Raw genomic sequence first — 15,577 nt, 5'->3', positions numbered from 1 at the left:
ATTTAAAGGAGCTTTTTATGGTAACAATTCAGAATTATATACGTGTTAAAAGTCTGGAAGAGGCTTATCAGTTAAATCAAAAAAAAGGCAGCTGTATAATCGGTGGAATGCTATGGACAAAGATGCAGAACCGGACGATATTGACAGCAATTGATCTGTGTGATCTGAAACTGGATCAGATCGAGGAGACGGAGAGTGAGATCATTATCGGTTCAATGGTATCTTTGCGACAGCTTGAATTGCATAGAGGCTTAAATAATTATACACAAAATTCTGTCAGAGATGCTGTAAAAGATATTGTCGGTGTACAGTTTCGTAATTTGGCAACGGTAGGTGGAAGTATCTGGGGACGTTTTGGTTTCTCTGATGTGCTGACGGTATTTCTTGCCATGGATACATATGTGGAATTATATCAGGGTGGGAGAATACCACTTAGAGAATTTGCGAGGCAGAAGCCGGATCAGGATATTCTGGTTCGCCTGATCATAAAGAAGACATCCGGGTGCTTCTCTTATGCATCGGTAAGAAATCAAAGTACTGATTTTCCGGTGATCGCATGTGCGGCTTCTGTTGTAGGTGGAGAATATCGTTTATCAGTGGGAGCAAGACCGGGACGAGCGATGCTTCTTCTGGATGAAGAAGGGCTTCTGTCAGAGGGACTGACAGAAGACTCTATAGAGGCCTTTGCTATGTGGGCAGAGAAACATATTTCGACAGGGAGTAATCATCGAGCCGGAGCAAAGTATCGTTCCAGATTGGTTCGTGTATTAAGTCAGAGATTATTAAATAAATTGAGAGAGGAGCAGAAATGGAGATAACAGTAATTGTAAATGGAAAAAAACTGGTGGATTTTATTGAACCGGATCTGCTTCTGATCGATTTTCTGAGAAAGCATGGATGCTACAGTGTAAAGCGAGGCTGTGAAACTGCAAATTGCGGATTGTGTACAGTCTTTTTGGACAGCATTCCTGTGCTTTCCTGCTCAGTGCCGGCAGCAAGGGCAGATGGTCATGAGGTACAGACATTAGAGGGACTTCAGGAGGAAGCTTCTGAATTTGTCGGATTTATTGCAGATCAGGGAGCTGATCAGTGCGGATTTTGCAATCCCGGATTTGTCATGAACACGATTGCATTATTGCGAGAGAATCCGGATCCTACAGATGATGAGATCCGTGCTTATCTGGCAGGAAATCTTTGCAGATGTTCCGGATATGAAGGTCAGTTGCGGGGAATTCGAAATTATCTGGAACATAAGAGATCAAAGGAGGGCATTCATGGAAGAAAAGAAGTATAATTCAGTCAATCATTCGGTTCGTAAAAAAGATGCAATGCAGCTCCTTTTGGGAAAACCGGTTTATGTTGATGATATTACATCATCAGATGCTTTGACGGTAAAGCTTTTAAGAAGCCCATATGCCAATGCTATTGTAGAAGATATCAACGTAGCAATAGCAAAAAAAGTTCCGGGAGTTGTAGATGTTTATACATGGAAGGATGTTCCAAAGCAGAGGTTTGCGATTGCAGGACAGACATATCCGGAACCATCTCCCTATGATCGGCTGATCATAGACCGGCATGTACGTTTTGTAGGGGATGTTGTTGCTATTATTGCGGCTACGGATGAGAAAGCTGCTTTAAAAGCAATGAAGCTGATAAAAGTGAAATATGATATCCTCGAACCGGTTCTTGATTTTCATCAGGCAAAGGATAGTGCTGTCCTTGTACACCCGGAGGAGGACTGGTTTCCACCTATGGAAGTTGGAGGAGATCCCGGACGAAATCTGGTTGCAAGTGAAAAAAACGGAGATGGTGATGTGGATGCTGTAATAGCGGATTGTGATGAGGTGTTCGAACACACATATCATATGCGGGCGTTTAACCAGGCAATGATGGAAACTTTCCGCACATATACCTGTTTTGACCGATATGGAAGGCTTCATGTGATTTCATCTACACAGATTGTATTTCATGTGCGTCGTATCCTTTCCAGAGCACTGGGCATTCCAAAGAGCAGGATACGTGTTGAGAAACCAAGAATCGGTGGGGGTTTTGGAGCAAAACAGACAGCAGTCAGTGAAGTATATCCGGCGTTTGTCACACTGAAGACCGGACAACCCGCCAAACTTATATTTACAAGAGAAGAGAGTCAGATTGCCGGTTCTCCGCGGCATGAGATGGAAGTCCGTGTACGTCTGGGAGCAGACCGGAACGGACATATCCGCGGACTGGATCTGTATACACTTTCAAATACAGGAGCATATGGAGAACACGGACCTACAACAGTTGGTCTGAGCGGACATAAATCGATTCCCCTTTATACAGGTGGACTTGAAGCATATCGGTTTAATTATGATGTAGTATATACCAATACGATGGCAGCCGGTGCTTACCGGGGATATGGTGCGACACAGGGTATATTTGCACTGGAAAGTGCTGTAAATGAACTTGCAGAAAGACTTGGAATTGATCCGACTGTAATCCGTGAAAACAACATGATCCGTGAAGGAATGAAGATGCCGGCATATTATGGAGAGACAGCAAATGCCTGTGCACTTGATAAATGTATGGCAAAATGCAAAGAATTATTTCATTGGGACGAGAAATATCCTGTTCGTGAGATAGGAGATGGGAAGGTAAGAACAGCCGGAGTAGCTATGGCGATGCAAGGCTCCTGTATCTCCAATCTGGATGTCGGATCGGCAACGGTAAAGCTGGCCGATGACGGAACATTTAATCTGATCATCGGTGCGGCAGATATGGGAACCGGATGTGACACGATCCTGGCTCAGATGGTGGCAGAATGTATGGATTGTTCCGTGGATGATGTAGCTGTATTTGGGGCAGATACAGATGCATCACCATATGATTCCGGTTCGTACGCATCATCTACAACATATGTTACGGGTAAGGCCGTAGAACTTGCCTGTGAGAAACTGAAAAAAAAGCTTTGTGCGATAGCGGCCGGTATGCTTTCCTGCAGTCCGGAGGAAATGATCTTTGAAAATGGAAGGGCATGTCGGGTCAATACAGATCAAAGTGTGTCACTTGCCGAGATTAGTGTAAAAGACCAGATTGCAAATGATATCGCAGCAGTAGCAACGGTTTCCCATTCTTCACCTGTATCGCCTCCACCTTATATGGTTGGTATGGTTGAGATTGAGTTAGACCGATATACAGGAGAGGTAAAGATCCTAGATTATGTAGCTGTTGTTGACTGTGGAATTCCTATCAATCCGGCATTGGCACGTATTCAGGCAGAAGGCGGCATCGTACAGGGAATCGGGCATACACTGTTTGAGAATGTCACCTACAATGAAAGAGGATGTCCGATTGAATCCAGTTTCATGCAGTATAAGATTCCAACCCGCCTTGATATGGGACATCTTCAGGTAGAATTTGAACACAGTTATGAACCGACAGGCCCATTTGGAGCCAAGTCTATAGGAGAGATAGTGATCAATACACCTGCACCTGCAATTGCACATGCAATCTATCGTGCAACAGGCGTATGGCACAGAGAACTTCCGATCACTCCGGAAAAGATATTGATGTCCATGTTGGATGAAAAAGAATAAAGATGAGGAGAATTCACAAATGAAAAAAATATTTAAACTGTCTGAGACAGCATTTCAGATGGATGGAAAGATGCCGCTTTCGCAGGCGATTCCGTTAGGATTACAACATGTTTTGGCAATGTTTGTAGGAAACCTGACCCCACTTCTGATCATCACAGGAGCATGTGGTCTGGCAGGCGGTGAGTTCGCAGATCTACAGCTTTCTTTGCTTCAGAATGCGATGCTGATCGCAGGAATTGTGACATTGGTACAGTTGTTCGGAATTGGTCCGGTAGGAGGCCGGGTACCGATCATAATGGGAACATCTTCCGGATTTATAGGTGTCTTTAACAGTGTAGCAGCAACCATGGGTGGTGGTATACTGGCATATGGTGCGATCATGGGAGCATCTATTATAGGTGGTCTTTTTGAAACAGTGCTTGGCTTTTTCTTAAAGCCCCTTCGTAAGTTCTTTCCATCGGTTGTAACCGGTACCGTGGTAATGTCGATCGGATTAAGCCTGATTTCGGTAGGTATCAATTCTTTTGGTGGAGGAAATAAAGCAGAAGATTTTGGCTCCATTGAGAATCTGTTACTTGCGTTGTTTGTGCTTATTGTAATCTTGTTTTTCAAACATGCGACAAAAGGCTTTTTGAGTTCGTCATCTATTTTATTTGGCATTATTTTCGGATACATTGCAGCAATGATCATGGGCTTTGTTTTGCCGAAAACCGGAGTGACGGCAGATGGTGTAGAATATACAAAGGCATGGGTGTTGAACTGGGATAAAGTTGCGGAAGCCTCCTGGTTTGCGGTTCCGAAGCTTTTGCCTGTAAAACCTGTTTTCGATCTGCGGGCGATTCTTCCGGTTCTTATTATGTTCATTGTAACTGCAGTTGAGACGGTTGGAGATATTTCAGGTGTTATGGAAGGCGGATTGGACAGAGAAGCAACAGATAAAGAACTTGCAGGCGGTGTTATGTGTGACGGACTGGGTTCTTCATTTGCAGCGATATTTGGTGTCCTGCCAAATACATCATTCAGTCAGAACGTTGGATTGGTAGCCATGACAAAGGTTGTAAACCGGTTTGCTCTTGCAACCGGAGCCATTTTCCTTGTCCTTTGCGGCTTGTGTCCAAAGCTTGCTGCGTTGGTATCAATCATGCCACAGTCTGTACTTGGTGGCGCAGCAGTCATGATGTTTTCGTCAATTGTAATCAGTGGTATTCAGTTGATCACGAAGAATCCGTTGAATGCCAGAAATCTTTCCATTGTATCAGTAGCACTGGGCGTTGGATATGGAATGGGAGCTAATCCCGGAATTCTGGTACATACACCGGAGGTGGTACAGTTGGTGTTTGGCGGATCTGGAATTGTACCGGCAGCAATGGTAGCAATTCTTTTAAATATCATTTTGCCGAAAGAGGAAAAATAAATACTATTTATACAGCATATGAAACAACTGCAGATATTCCTGTTCGACATCCTCAAACGAACGGACCTCATAAGAAAGGTTGATGTGAAGCTCAGGCTCCGGTCTGTCCGAGGGCTCATTTAGCAGAGTGAGAAGATCGAAATAGAGCATGTCGTCGTCGATACATTTGATCCTGCGTTCTTCTTCCTCTGTCAGAGGAGACCCCAGATATTTTGTATAGATCACATCTAACAGATTTTGTTCCAGTTTCTTGTATGCGGGAAGATGTTTTTTAAAAGGTCTTGGAACATCTGACAGGTAGGCTTCGCTTGCATCGTGAAGCAGACAGGCAAGCACCAGTCGGCCGGAATACCCACGGGCAGCCGCTTCCTTTGCACAGTTGATACAATGACTGCCGACGGAAAAGAAGGTCTTTACATGACCATTTCCACGACAAATTAGTGATAATGCGTGTGCGATGTCCTCGATATGAAGATGTTCTGCCTCCGGCAGAGTTGGATCAAAATGATCCCCGGTATAAGTTGTAATATAATCAGCCATATAAAAATCATCCTGTCGAAAATAGTTATTTCTCACTGATATATAACAAAAGCAGATAAAATCAACTTATTTATGTGTGGAAAGAAAGCGTTAAAAGATAATCGGAGATAATTAAGAAGAGAATTGATAGTAAAATATTACAAATCATTCTCATTATATAAAAATATTTTTTGGAGCAAAGTTAATATAGATAAAAATTATGGCTCTGTTATAGATTCACTATTATGAAGCAAGCCTGCCCGAATGTCGGTACTTAGTGAACTGCTGTAAGCAGTGAGCTTAGAACCGCTACATGAGGGTAGAGCGAGAGCGACTTGCGTAATAATATGTGAACTATAACAGAGCCGTAATTTTGGAAATGTAAGTTATTTCAAAATATACATAAGAAAAAGGAAACCGATATACTATTATAAAGCAAGCCTTTTTCAACGCCGGTACTTAGTGAGTCGCCTTATAGGCGAGAAACTTAGCACCGTTGCGTTGAAATAGAGTGCAAACGACTTGCGTAATAATATGTATATCGGTTTCCTTTTTCGTAGGGATTCCTACGCCTTCTTGCCGGCTGCTTCAAACTCCCGGACGATTTCTTCATCAGGAGCTTTTGTAAGCAGGCTGACCACAATAATGAAGATCAGGGATACGATAAATGCAGGAAGCAGTTCGTAGATATCAAGAATTCCGCCAAGTGGACGAACCAGGTACTTCCAGATAAACACGGTAGCACCACCGGATATGATACCGGCGATCGCACCTGCAAGATTACAACGTTTCCAGAATAAAGAACAAAGCACAACAGCACCAAATGCACCGCCGAAGCCTGCCCATGCGAAGGAAACGATCTTGAATACACTGGAGTCAGGATTTCTTGCAAGGAAGATACTTACGATCGCAATACCAACAATTGTTAAACGTGCGATCAGAAGATTTGTCTTCTCGGAAATCTTGATCTTTAAGAAATCATGTACGATATTCTGTGAAACACCGGATGCAGCAGCAAGCATCTGACTGTCTGCGGTAGACATCGTAGCGGCAAGGATACCGGCAAGGATGATACCTGCGATAAGAGCAGTTAATGCATTATGCTGGCTGATGATACCTGCGATACGAACGATAATAGTTTCACTGTTTGAACCGGTCAGAGTGTCGAGTGCACCGGCTTTGGTCATACCAAGACCGACAATACCGATCAGAACACCTGCGGTCATAGCGATCACTACCCATACAGAGGCAATACGGCGGGAAAGTACCAGTTTTTTCTCATCCTCGATTGCCATGAAACGGACAAGAATATGAGGCATACCAAAGTAACCGAGTCCCCATGCAGCAGTTGAGAAAATTGTCAAAAAGTTATATTTGACTTCAGAACCGGAGGCAACATCAAAGGTAGATGTCAGAGACAGATAACCCGGAAGGGCGGCTGCGTTGTCCATAACGGCTGTCCAACCACCTGCTCTTGAGATTCCATAGATCAGAACGATCGCAAGTGCACCGGTCATAACGATACTCTGAACAAGGTCTGTAACACATACGGCATTGAACCCACCGGTGATAGTGTAACCAACAATCAACAGGGCGGACAACATCATGGCAACCTGATAATTGATACCGAATAAGCTGTTGAACAGCTTACCACAGGCAGCAAAACCGGATGCTGTGTAAGGGATGAAGAAGATAATGATAACGAGAGCGGAAAGTGCTGTGATAACATTATTCTTATCATGGAATCGTTTTGCAAAGAAATCAGGCACAGTGATCGCGCCGATATTATTTGAATAACGTCTGAGTTTTCTGGACACGAAGAACCAGTTCAACCATGTACCAACGGCAAGACCGATGGCAGTCCATGCGGCATCGCAGATACCGGACAGATATGCAACGCCCGGAAGTCCCATCAGGAGCCAGCTTGACATATCACTTGCTTCAGCACTCATGGCTGTTACGAGAGGTCCCATCTTACGGCCGCCAAGATAGAAATCTTCTGTACTGTTGTTACGCTTGCTGTAAACAAAGCCGATCACAAGCATGATCGCCAGGTAGACAACGATTGCAAGCATGATGAAAAAGTTAGTTGTCATAAACATTTAAATATCCTCCAATTTTTTATTGCGTATGCATAACATGGACAAAATCGTTAAATTTCGTAATAGAATACATAACTAAAAAATCATAGCGTAATATGAGAAAAAAGTCAAACAAATACGATCTGCTTTAGAAAAACAGGTAAAATTATGTCCCGGCTAAAGAATGGTAAAGGATTTGTAAAAAATACTTGAAAAAATAAATCAGGTCTGCTAGTATGTCTTCAGACAAAGACGTCAGTTGAACGAGATACGTTCGATTGGCGTCTTTTCTGTTTTACAAAAAAAGTACCATGGAATTTTGTAAAAAAGTGAAGCGAAACCTGTCGGGGGATGCGCACCTGCCGTAGATTTCAAAAAGAATTTCAGAAAAATGGAGGAAATAGTTATGAATACTGGTGATACTGGTTTTATGCTGATCTGTACAGCGTTGGTATTTTTTATGACACCGGGACTTGCTTTCTTTTATGGTGGAATGGTGCGAAGGAAAAATGTCGTTAATACGATGATGGCATGTACTTTTATTATGGGACTTTCGGTTGTGATGTGGATATTATTTGGTTACTCCCTTTCCTTTGGGGGAAATCACGGAGGAATCATTGGTGATCTTAGATGGTTTGCGTTAAATGGCATATCCATGAATGAGGCCGGACCGTATGCAGACAATATTCCGCATTTTGTATATATTGCATTCCAGATGATGTTTGCAATGATTACGCCGGCACTGATTACAGGATCATTAGTCGGACGTGTAAAGTTTAAGGCTTTATTCTTCTTTATCATGTTCTGGTCGATTCTGGTTTACTATCCGATGGCACACATGGTATGGGGACAGGGCGGTTTCCTTGCAGAGATCGGTTCGGTTGATTTTGCGGGCGGAAATGTCGTACATATTAGCTCCGGTGTAAGCGCATTGATATTTGCGATCATCCTTGGCAGACGAAAAGGTTATGAGAATACTGCTTATCGTGTTCATAACATTCCATTCGTTGCTCTTGGTGCATTTATCCTTTGGTTCGGATGGTTCGGCTTCAATGCAGGAAGTGCCCTCGGAGCAAATGGTCTTGCAGCTCATGCATTCTTAACCTCAGCAATCGCAAGTGCAAGCGCCATGATGTCATGGATGCTGATCGATGTGATAAAAGACGGAAAGCCAACCTTGGTTGGTGCTTCGACCGGTCTTGTTGTTGGGCTGGTTGCAATCACACCGGGAGCAGGCTTTGTTCCAATCTGGTCTGCATTTATTATCGGTGCACTTGTAAGTCCGATTTGTTGTGGTATGATTACTTTATTAAAGAAGAAATTGAAAATAGATGATGCACTCGATGCTTTTGGATGTCATGGTATCGGTGGTGTCTGGGGTGGCATCGCGACCGGATTATTTGGTAAGAGTTCGATCAACAGCGTTGCCAGATGGGATGGACTGTTCTTCGGAGACTATCACCTCTTTGTTGCACAGTTGATCGGTATCGTTGTGACGATAGCAGTTGCAGCGGTCGGAACGTTTATCTGTCTTGGACTTGTAAGACTGATCACGCCGCTTCGTGTATCAGATAAGGAAGAAAAGATCGGTCTGGATCTTGCAGAACAGGGAGAAAGTGCATATCCGACATTTAACGGATTGGATTCATAGAAGTTGCGGAAAGGAGTATGAGAATATGATGATCAAGATAGAAGCAATCGTGCGAGAAGAAGTATTTGAAGATGTAAAAGAAGCACTGAATGCGATTGATGTAAATGGTATTACAGTATCTCAGGTAATGGGATGCGGTGCACAGCGAGGATATAAGAAGCTGGTACGTGGTACAGAGGTTGATGTCGTTATGCAGCCGAAGATCAAATTTGAGATCGTAGTTTCTTCGGAAGAATGGGAGAAGAAGACGATCGATGCAATCCAGAAGGCAGCATACACCGGAGAAGTTGGAGACGGCAAGATCTTCAGTTATGAGATCCGCACCGCTATGAAGATCCGTACGAAGGAAAGCGGCTATGATGCGCTGAATTAGATAAACAGGAGGAGCCTGTAAGACAGGTTCCTCTTATTTTTCTGTCTTAAATTCCATTTACAAGCCATGAAAAACAGTTTATAGTTATAGGCAGTTAAAATTGTTCAGGACGGTGTATACAATATGAAATTTAAGAGTACAAATGAGATAGAAACCATTCAGTTACGGGATGCACAGATCAAAGAAATGAAGCTTGTCGGAGTCGGAGAAGTGGAAGCTGAGGCTTCCGGTGAAGAAAAAACAGACGGAACAGCAGAGATTGTCAGTGAAGTGAAAGCAGACGTAGCAGAGGCTGCCGGACAAGCAAAAAAAGATGAAGCAGCTTCCCCTAAAGGACTTCGGGCAAGATGGCTGGAACTCTATGTAGAAGGCGCAGTTGTAAAGGATAACAATTCACAGAATGAATATTACGCAGACAAATATGCCGATCAGATGGAGATCCGGTTTAAGAATCCGGTCATCGAAGCGGTATTGTTGGAGGGGCATAAGTATTACGATGCAAATGATAATCTGGTAGAAGAAGTTCCGGATCAGAAGCTTGCGGAAGATGAGTATGAGAAGATATTTGGAAAGTTCAAAGAGAATTATATCTTCTATGGTGGCAAGCCGGAAGCAGATAAAAAGTGTTATCAGATGATCGTTGATGTTGACGAAGATTCTTATATAGTAAGCTTTTATTATGATAAGGTAATTGCCGGATGGAATCATTTCCTAAATAAGGCAAATATGGGTTAGGTGATCGAATATGGCAAAACGAATCAAAGAATATCTGGTATATGTAGATAAGCTGCTTGCAAGGGATGATGTTGATTTTGATGAGGAGATGCGGAGACATCTGGTGCAGATTGAATTTTTCATGCATGAGCGTCTGATCCATCTTCTTGTAACGATCCTGTTTGCGATCCTTACGGTAGGCTGTTGTGTGACCTTTGTGGTAACGGAAAAAATACAGATCTTACTGTTAGCGGCAGCTTTGTTTGTTTTACTGATCCCATATATCAGGCATTATTATTTACTTGAAAACAGCGTGCAGAAAATGTACGATCAGTATGACAAAATGATGGAAAAAGCAGGAAAAGATGCATTTTATACAGGAAAGGAAAGTTAAATGTTTAATCTGGTAATGGGAATCGTCATGATCGGGATCGGAACAATCTGTCTGGTAAAAGGCTGTGTAGGAACCTTAAGTCCAGTGATGATCTTTTTTGGATGCTGTATGATTGTATTCGGTATCGTGGAGATCATCCGGTCAAAAGCTATCCGCAAACGCGAACAGCAGAGAAAAGACCATGAGATGGATGTCTACCTCAAAATGGCAGAGGAGATGGGCGTAGTTGTAAATCCCATCACCCATGAGATTGTCAAAAAAGAGGACGATAAATCTTAAAACGGACGAACTGGTCGATGGTTATACCTATTATTACGTAACCAGCGACCAGCTCTGTTTGTCTGAATATGTTTATCGTCCTTTTTTGATAGAGCAAGTTCACCATTGCATTCTCAAAAAATAAATATAAATAAAAACAACAGATATTAAAAAAATAGGATTGTTGAATTTTGATACCGTAGGAAAAATGGAAGACAGGGTTATTGTTATAAAGCAAGCCTGCCTGAGCGCTGGTACTTAGGCTACGTACTTTGCAGCCTTACGTACCACTGCGTCGAAGGTAGAGCGAAAGCGTCTTGCGTAATAATAGGTAACCCTGTCTTCCATTTTTTAAAGGTGCTCTACTTCAAGGTCGAGAAGTCAAATTCGGACACGCCGGAGCCGGAGCCTGCCTTGTAGACCTTGCCGGAGGTAGAATCTACATAGAAGTCACCAACCTTAGAGTTGTCAGATTTTCTGGTGTCATGAAGCTCAAAGTGGTAGCCCATGCTGCCGGAGTTATAATCAGTAAGATCCTTGTCGTTATTGCGAACTTCATAGTTCTTGGAGTCGCCGGGAATCTGATCCATAAAATACTTATAAGCATGGTCATAAGTATCATAGTTTCCGGTCAGAGCATCGGATACATCCTTTGCTGCATCATCTACAACATCTCCGGCATCGTCGATCATGTTACCGAGATCCTTACCTACAGAACCTGTACCGTTTGAATTATTCCCGTTTTCTGTGGAACTGCTGTCCTCTGTACTGCTCCCGGTTGTTGTACCGGTTGTTTCAGGGTTATTTTTCTCGCCGCATGCGGTCAGGGTAAATGCCATGACAACCAGACATGCACATAAAAGAAATGATTTTTTCATTTTTTTATTCTCCTTTTCCATTTGATAAAAATAGTATCTGACATTTCCTGTTTTTTATTCGAATAAAAATATCAGATCAGGAGTATAGATGTATAAAAAACGGAAAATCTTATAAAAATGAGGAAAAAAATAAAAACAGTTTTATCCCACATAAATGACAACGAAGCGTTAAAAGAGTGTGACCGATTTTTTGCAGCTTATTGGCAAAATATAATTCTGGTTGCTGCACTGATCGTATTTTTATTGTTTACAGGAAAATTCATTATCGATCAGAAAGATAAATTTCCGGATTCAGACAGCGTGGTTGCCATGTCATCAAAAACAGTGACACGAAAACGGGCATATCTGACCTTTGACGACGGTCCATCCGATCAGACCGGAGAGATCCTTGATATTTTAAAAGAGCATAATGTTAAAGCTACGTTCTTTGTAATAGGAAGAAATGAACGATACTATCCCATGTACAAACGGATCGTGGAGGAAGGGCATACACTGGCGATCCATTCATATTCCCATGAATATAGTACGATCTATGCAAGCTATGACAATTTCGTGAATGATGTTGAGGAATTAAGAAAATTATTGTATGATGTTACAGGAGTGGACTGCCGGTATTACAGGTTCCCGGGTGGAAGTTCAAACCGTGTTACGCAGGTACCGGTGAATGACCTGATCGACTATCTGGACTCAGCAGGATTGACGTATTTTGACTGGAATGCATTGAATAATGATGCGGTGATTGCCGGACAGACACCGGATCAGCTTGTAAAGAATATATTGAAGGATGCATTAAATTATGATGACACGATCATATTGATGCATGATCTGGATTGCTGTCATGAAACAGTGGAATCTCTGCCGTCACTGATTGAACAATTAGAGGAACATGGATATGAGATCCTTCCGATTGATGATGATACACCGCATATCCAACATAGAACACATTAGAAATAGTTCATTATATTTTATCTATACATAATCAAGTAAAGAGGCTAAAGAATGACATACGAAGAAGCATATCTATATATGAAAGAAGCGGGAAAAAGAGGCAGTGTCTACGGAACGGAGACAGTGAAAGAACTACTTTTAAGACTGGGAAATCCACAGGATCGGGTTCCTGTCGTTCATATAGCCGGAACAAACGGAAAAGGTTCTATATTCGCATTTGTCGGGCATATTCTGGAGGATGCAGGGTATGTTGTCGGACGCTATATATCCCCAACGATCTTTACATATCTGGAACGATTTCAGATAAATGAACATTATATGAAAGAATCGGAATTTGCACGGATCATGGAGACCGTGATCCCGGTTTGCGAGGATATGGAGGAAGCCGGGCTTCCGATTCCGACTGCATTTGAGCTTGAGACTGCGGTAGCATTTCTGTATTTTGTGCAGAAAAAGGTCGATATCGTGTTACTGGAAACCGGAATGGGAGGAAAGAACGATGCGACAAATGTGGTGAAACAGCCGCTTTGTACCGTGCTTGCAAGTATCAGCAGAGATCATATGCAGTTTCTTGGTGATACATTGCAGGAGATTCTGGAACAGAAGATGGGGATCCTTCGGGAACAGGTTCCGTGTGTGGCATATCCGATGCAGGATGAGATAAGACAGATATGGCTGGATAAATGTGATAAAATGCAGATAGAACCGATCATGGCAGATACCGACCAACTGCAGGTCATAGCAGAAAATCTGCATGGAAGCAGGTTTTGTTATAAAGGACAGGAGTATGAGCTGGGGATTCCCGGAATCTATCAGATCTATAACAGTATAACCGCAATTGAGGTCTGTAATTGTTTAAAAAAACAGTATGATTTAAAAAATGTGAATATAAAGAACGGATTAAAAGAGACGGTGTGGGAGGGCAGATTCCAGAAGATTAAGGATGTGCCTTTGACTTATATCGATGGAGCGCATAATGAAGGCGGATGGAGAAGTCTCAGAGAGAATATCCGGGCATATTTTACAGGGCGGCCGTTGATCTATATCTGTGGTGTTCTTGCAGATAAAGAGTATGAGAAAATGGTGGATATCATGGCACCGTTTGCAAGCTTTATCATAACGGTAACACCGGATAATCCACGGGCGCTTGATAAGGAGATTCTGGCAGACTGCTATCGTTCATACGGAAAGTCGGTGGATACGGCAGGGGATGTGTTTACTGCACAGAGACAGGCGGAAACACTGGCACAAGAAATGACGGAGCCGGTGATTGTGGTATTTGGTTCATTATCTTTTATAGGACCGCTGATACCGCGAATAAAGTAGTACGATAAACCAGGAGAGGACTACAGAGAAGAAATGACGATGGACAGAGTCAACGCAATATTAGCAAATGAAGAATATAAAGACTGGATGGAGCAGATCCGAACATCCGAGAAAGAACGAAGATTCTGCTGTCATGGGATCGATCATTGTCTGGATGTAGCAAGGATCGGAATGCTGATGAATCTGGAGGAGAAGTTAGGACTGGAACCGGAGCTTATCTATGCGGCAGCATTATTACATGATATCGGACGGGCGGTCAGCTATCAGACCAGCGAAGAACATCATCTGGCAAGTGTTCGTAACAGCCGGAGTATTTTGCTGGCAACCGGATTTTCCGGTAAGGAAACAGAGCTGATCTTAGAAGCAATCAGCAAACATAATACGACAGGGAAGGAAGCAGAGGGGCTTTCCTATGTAATATACAGGGCAGACAAGCTTTCCAGACGCTGTTTTGACTGTGAGGTCTATGACGAGTGTTACTGGAAGGAAGACGAAAAGAACAAAGGAGTGGTCTACTGATGATTATAGGGAACAAAGAATTTAAACTGAATGAAAAACCGTATGTAATGGGAATCTTGAATGTGACACCGGATTCATTTTCCGATGGAGGAACACATAACAAGTTCGATGATGCATTGTATGCCACAGAGCAGATGATAAATGATGGCGCAGATATTATAGATGTAGGCGGAGAATCGACCAGACCCGGTTATACATTAATTTCAGATGAGGAGGAGATTGGTCGTGTTGTTCCTGTGATCGAGGCAATCAGGGAACGATTTGATACCGTAATTTCACTGGATACCTATAAGGCTGGCGTGGCGGAAGCCGGAATCCGGGCAGGTGCAGATCTGATCAATGATATCTGGGGCTTCAAATGGGATGGAAGGATGGCTGATATCGTTGCTGCACATGATGTGGCATGTTGTCTGATGCATAACAGAAGGGTAATGGATTATACCGATTATTTAAACGACGTTGTTAAAGATCTGGACGAATCCGTTCAGATGGCACTTAATGCAGGTGTGAAGAAGGAGAAGATCATGGTAGATCCGGGAATCGGATTTGCAAAGAACTTAGAACAGAATCTCGCTTTAATGAATCATCTGGAGCTTTTGCATAAATGGGATTTCCCGATACTGCTGGGTACTTCCAGAAAATCTATGATCGGTCTGACTCTCGATCTTCCTGTTACAGAGAGGGAAGAAGGTACGATCGCGACATCGGTCATGGGGCTTATGAAGGGCTGTCAGTTCTTCCGTGTGCATAATGTAAAAGGAAATGCGCGTGCACTTCAGATGGCATGGGCGATCATGCATAGTTAATACAGTCAATAAGAGAAAATGAAGCAGTACTTAATGATTTAATGAACAGAAGAAAATTTCATTGAATCATAAATAAAAAAGATGAGGTTTGATCTGGTAAAAGGGAGAACAGACAGGAGGT

At 42.8% G+C, this 15,577-nt stretch carries 16 protein-coding genes; 13 read left to right on the top strand and 3 right to left on the bottom strand.

Annotation, left to right across the window (positions count from 1 at the left end):
- Positions 1–17 precede the first annotated feature (17 nt).
- The 4 genes from DXA07_RS06125 to DXA07_RS06110 are packed head-to-tail and all read left to right on the top strand — an operon-like array spanning position 18 to position 4,989.
- Positions 18–818: an FAD binding domain-containing protein gene (locus DXA07_RS06125; protein ID WP_117823498.1), complete on the top strand. Its 801-nt coding sequence runs from the start codon at positions 18–20 to the stop codon at positions 816–818.
- Positions 809–1,294, top strand: a complete 486-nt coding sequence (locus DXA07_RS06120) for a 2Fe-2S iron-sulfur cluster-binding protein (protein ID WP_118483853.1) — start codon at positions 809–811, stop codon at positions 1,292–1,294. The genes DXA07_RS06125 and DXA07_RS06120 overlap by 10 nt, the downstream gene beginning before the upstream one ends.
- The gene (locus DXA07_RS06115) at positions 1,275–3,575 is read left to right on the top strand and encodes a molybdopterin cofactor-binding domain-containing protein (RefSeq protein WP_118483851.1); all 2,301 of its coding nucleotides are present in this window, start codon (positions 1,275–1,277) and stop codon (positions 3,573–3,575) included. The genes DXA07_RS06120 and DXA07_RS06115 overlap by 20 nt, the downstream gene beginning before the upstream one ends.
- Before the next feature lie 19 nt (positions 3,576–3,594).
- The gene (locus tag DXA07_RS06110) at positions 3,595–4,989 is read left to right on the top strand and encodes a nucleobase:cation symporter-2 family protein (protein WP_117785066.1); all 1,395 of its coding nucleotides are present in this window, start codon (positions 3,595–3,597) and stop codon (positions 4,987–4,989) included.
- A gap of 3 nt (positions 4,990–4,992) precedes the next feature.
- On the opposite strand, the gene DXA07_RS06105 is transcribed toward DXA07_RS06110, so the two are convergent.
- Together DXA07_RS06105 and DXA07_RS06100 are read right to left on the bottom strand one after the other, a co-directional pair.
- Positions 4,993–5,529, bottom strand: a complete 537-nt coding sequence (locus DXA07_RS06105; protein WP_117823504.1) for a hypothetical protein — start codon at positions 5,527–5,529, stop codon at positions 4,993–4,995.
- Between the two features lie 545 nt (positions 5,530–6,074).
- A complete protein-coding gene (locus DXA07_RS06100; RefSeq protein ID WP_117823506.1) occupies positions 6,075–7,610 on the bottom strand; it encodes a sodium/proline symporter in 1,536 nt (511 codons plus the stop codon).
- 385 nt (positions 7,611–7,995) lie between these two features.
- On the opposite strand from DXA07_RS06100, the gene DXA07_RS06095 reads away from it, so the two are divergent.
- From DXA07_RS06095 to DXA07_RS06075, 5 genes are all read left to right on the top strand, one after another.
- Positions 7,996–9,240: an ammonium transporter gene (locus tag DXA07_RS06095; RefSeq protein WP_117808410.1), complete on the top strand. Its 1,245-nt coding sequence runs from the start codon at positions 7,996–7,998 to the stop codon at positions 9,238–9,240.
- 25 nt (positions 9,241–9,265) lie between these two features.
- Positions 9,266–9,613 (top strand): P-II family nitrogen regulator, encoded by a 348-nt coding sequence (locus DXA07_RS06090; protein WP_008401503.1) that lies wholly within the window; start codon positions 9,266–9,268, stop codon positions 9,611–9,613.
- 123 nt (positions 9,614–9,736) lie between these two features.
- Positions 9,737–10,348, top strand: coding sequence for a hypothetical protein (locus tag DXA07_RS06085; RefSeq protein ID WP_117823508.1), 612 nt, complete (start codon positions 9,737–9,739; stop codon positions 10,346–10,348).
- Positions 10,349–10,358: 10 nt separating this feature from the next.
- Positions 10,359–10,721: a hypothetical protein gene (locus DXA07_RS06080; protein ID WP_117823510.1), complete on the top strand. Its 363-nt coding sequence runs from the start codon at positions 10,359–10,361 to the stop codon at positions 10,719–10,721.
- Positions 10,722–11,000, top strand: coding sequence for a DUF308 domain-containing protein (locus DXA07_RS06075; RefSeq protein WP_117785061.1), 279 nt, complete (start codon positions 10,722–10,724; stop codon positions 10,998–11,000).
- Positions 11,001–11,341: 341 nt separating this feature from the next.
- Here the strand turns inward: DXA07_RS06075 and DXA07_RS06070 are convergent, their stop codons facing one another.
- Positions 11,342–11,857, bottom strand: coding sequence for a ubiquinone biosynthesis protein (locus DXA07_RS06070; RefSeq protein ID WP_117823512.1), 516 nt, complete (start codon positions 11,855–11,857; stop codon positions 11,342–11,344).
- A gap of 117 nt (positions 11,858–11,974) precedes the next feature.
- Here DXA07_RS06070 and DXA07_RS06065 point away from each other — a divergent pair, with 117 nt between their 5' ends.
- Genes DXA07_RS06065 through folP form a run of 4 tightly spaced genes read left to right on the top strand, consistent with a single transcriptional unit; the run spans position 11,975 to position 15,456 of the window.
- Positions 11,975–12,805 carry a polysaccharide deacetylase family protein gene (locus DXA07_RS06065; protein WP_117808407.1) on the top strand — a complete coding sequence of 277 codons (831 nt, stop codon included), beginning with the start codon at positions 11,975–11,977 and terminating at the stop codon, positions 12,803–12,805.
- Positions 12,806–12,856: 51 nt separating this feature from the next.
- Positions 12,857–14,131: a folylpolyglutamate synthase/dihydrofolate synthase family protein gene (locus DXA07_RS06060; protein ID WP_117823514.1), complete on the top strand. Its 1,275-nt coding sequence runs from the start codon at positions 12,857–12,859 to the stop codon at positions 14,129–14,131.
- Positions 14,132–14,170: 39 nt separating this feature from the next.
- Positions 14,171–14,650, top strand: coding sequence for an HD domain-containing protein (locus tag DXA07_RS06055; protein WP_226801089.1), 480 nt, complete (start codon positions 14,171–14,173; stop codon positions 14,648–14,650).
- Positions 14,650–15,456, top strand: coding sequence for a dihydropteroate synthase (gene folP, locus DXA07_RS06050; protein WP_021943710.1), 807 nt, complete (start codon positions 14,650–14,652; stop codon positions 15,454–15,456). Before DXA07_RS06055 ends, folP begins: the two co-directional genes overlap by 1 nt.
- Positions 15,457–15,577: the final 121 nt, after the last annotated feature.

Source organism: Clostridium sp. AM54-37XD (genome assembly GCF_003478225.1).
Classification (GTDB): Bacteria; Bacillota; Clostridia; order Lachnospirales; family Lachnospiraceae; genus Coprococcus; species Coprococcus ammoniilyticus.
The sequence above is the reverse complement of the archived record's forward strand: the minus strand, read 5'-3'. Positions and strand labels throughout refer to the sequence as shown.

Coding starts and splice junctions, on each gene's coding strand:
- DXA07_RS06090 (WP_008401503.1), top strand. CDS start 9,266: ATGATGATCAAGATAGAAGCAATCGTGCGAGAAGAAGTATTTGAAGAT.
- DXA07_RS06080 (WP_117823510.1), top strand. CDS start 10,359: ATGGCAAAACGAATCAAAGAATATCTGGTATATGTAGATAAGCTGCTT.
- DXA07_RS06110 (WP_117785066.1), top strand. CDS start 3,595: ATGAAAAAAATATTTAAACTGTCTGAGACAGCATTTCAGATGGATGGA.
- DXA07_RS06115 (WP_118483851.1), top strand. CDS start 1,275: ATGGAAGAAAAGAAGTATAATTCAGTCAATCATTCGGTTCGTAAAAAA.
- DXA07_RS06085 (WP_117823508.1), top strand. CDS start 9,737: ATGAAATTTAAGAGTACAAATGAGATAGAAACCATTCAGTTACGGGAT.
- DXA07_RS06125 (WP_117823498.1), top strand. CDS start 18: ATGGTAACAATTCAGAATTATATACGTGTTAAAAGTCTGGAAGAGGCT.
- folP (WP_021943710.1), top strand. CDS start 14,650: ATGATTATAGGGAACAAAGAATTTAAACTGAATGAAAAACCGTATGTA.
- DXA07_RS06120 (WP_118483853.1), top strand. CDS start 809: ATGGAGATAACAGTAATTGTAAATGGAAAAAAACTGGTGGATTTTATT.
- DXA07_RS06065 (WP_117808407.1), top strand. CDS start 11,975: ATGAGGAAAAAAATAAAAACAGTTTTATCCCACATAAATGACAACGAA.
- DXA07_RS06070 (WP_117823512.1), bottom strand. CDS start 11,857: ATGAAAAAATCATTTCTTTTATGTGCATGTCTGGTTGTCATGGCATTT.
- DXA07_RS06075 (WP_117785061.1), top strand. CDS start 10,722: ATGTTTAATCTGGTAATGGGAATCGTCATGATCGGGATCGGAACAATC.
- DXA07_RS06055 (WP_226801089.1), top strand. CDS start 14,171: ATGGACAGAGTCAACGCAATATTAGCAAATGAAGAATATAAAGACTGG.
- DXA07_RS06105 (WP_117823504.1), bottom strand. CDS start 5,529: ATGGCTGATTATATTACAACTTATACCGGGGATCATTTTGATCCAACT.
- DXA07_RS06100 (WP_117823506.1), bottom strand. CDS start 7,610: ATGTTTATGACAACTAACTTTTTCATCATGCTTGCAATCGTTGTCTAC.
- DXA07_RS06060 (WP_117823514.1), top strand. CDS start 12,857: ATGACATACGAAGAAGCATATCTATATATGAAAGAAGCGGGAAAAAGA.
- DXA07_RS06095 (WP_117808410.1), top strand. CDS start 7,996: ATGAATACTGGTGATACTGGTTTTATGCTGATCTGTACAGCGTTGGTA.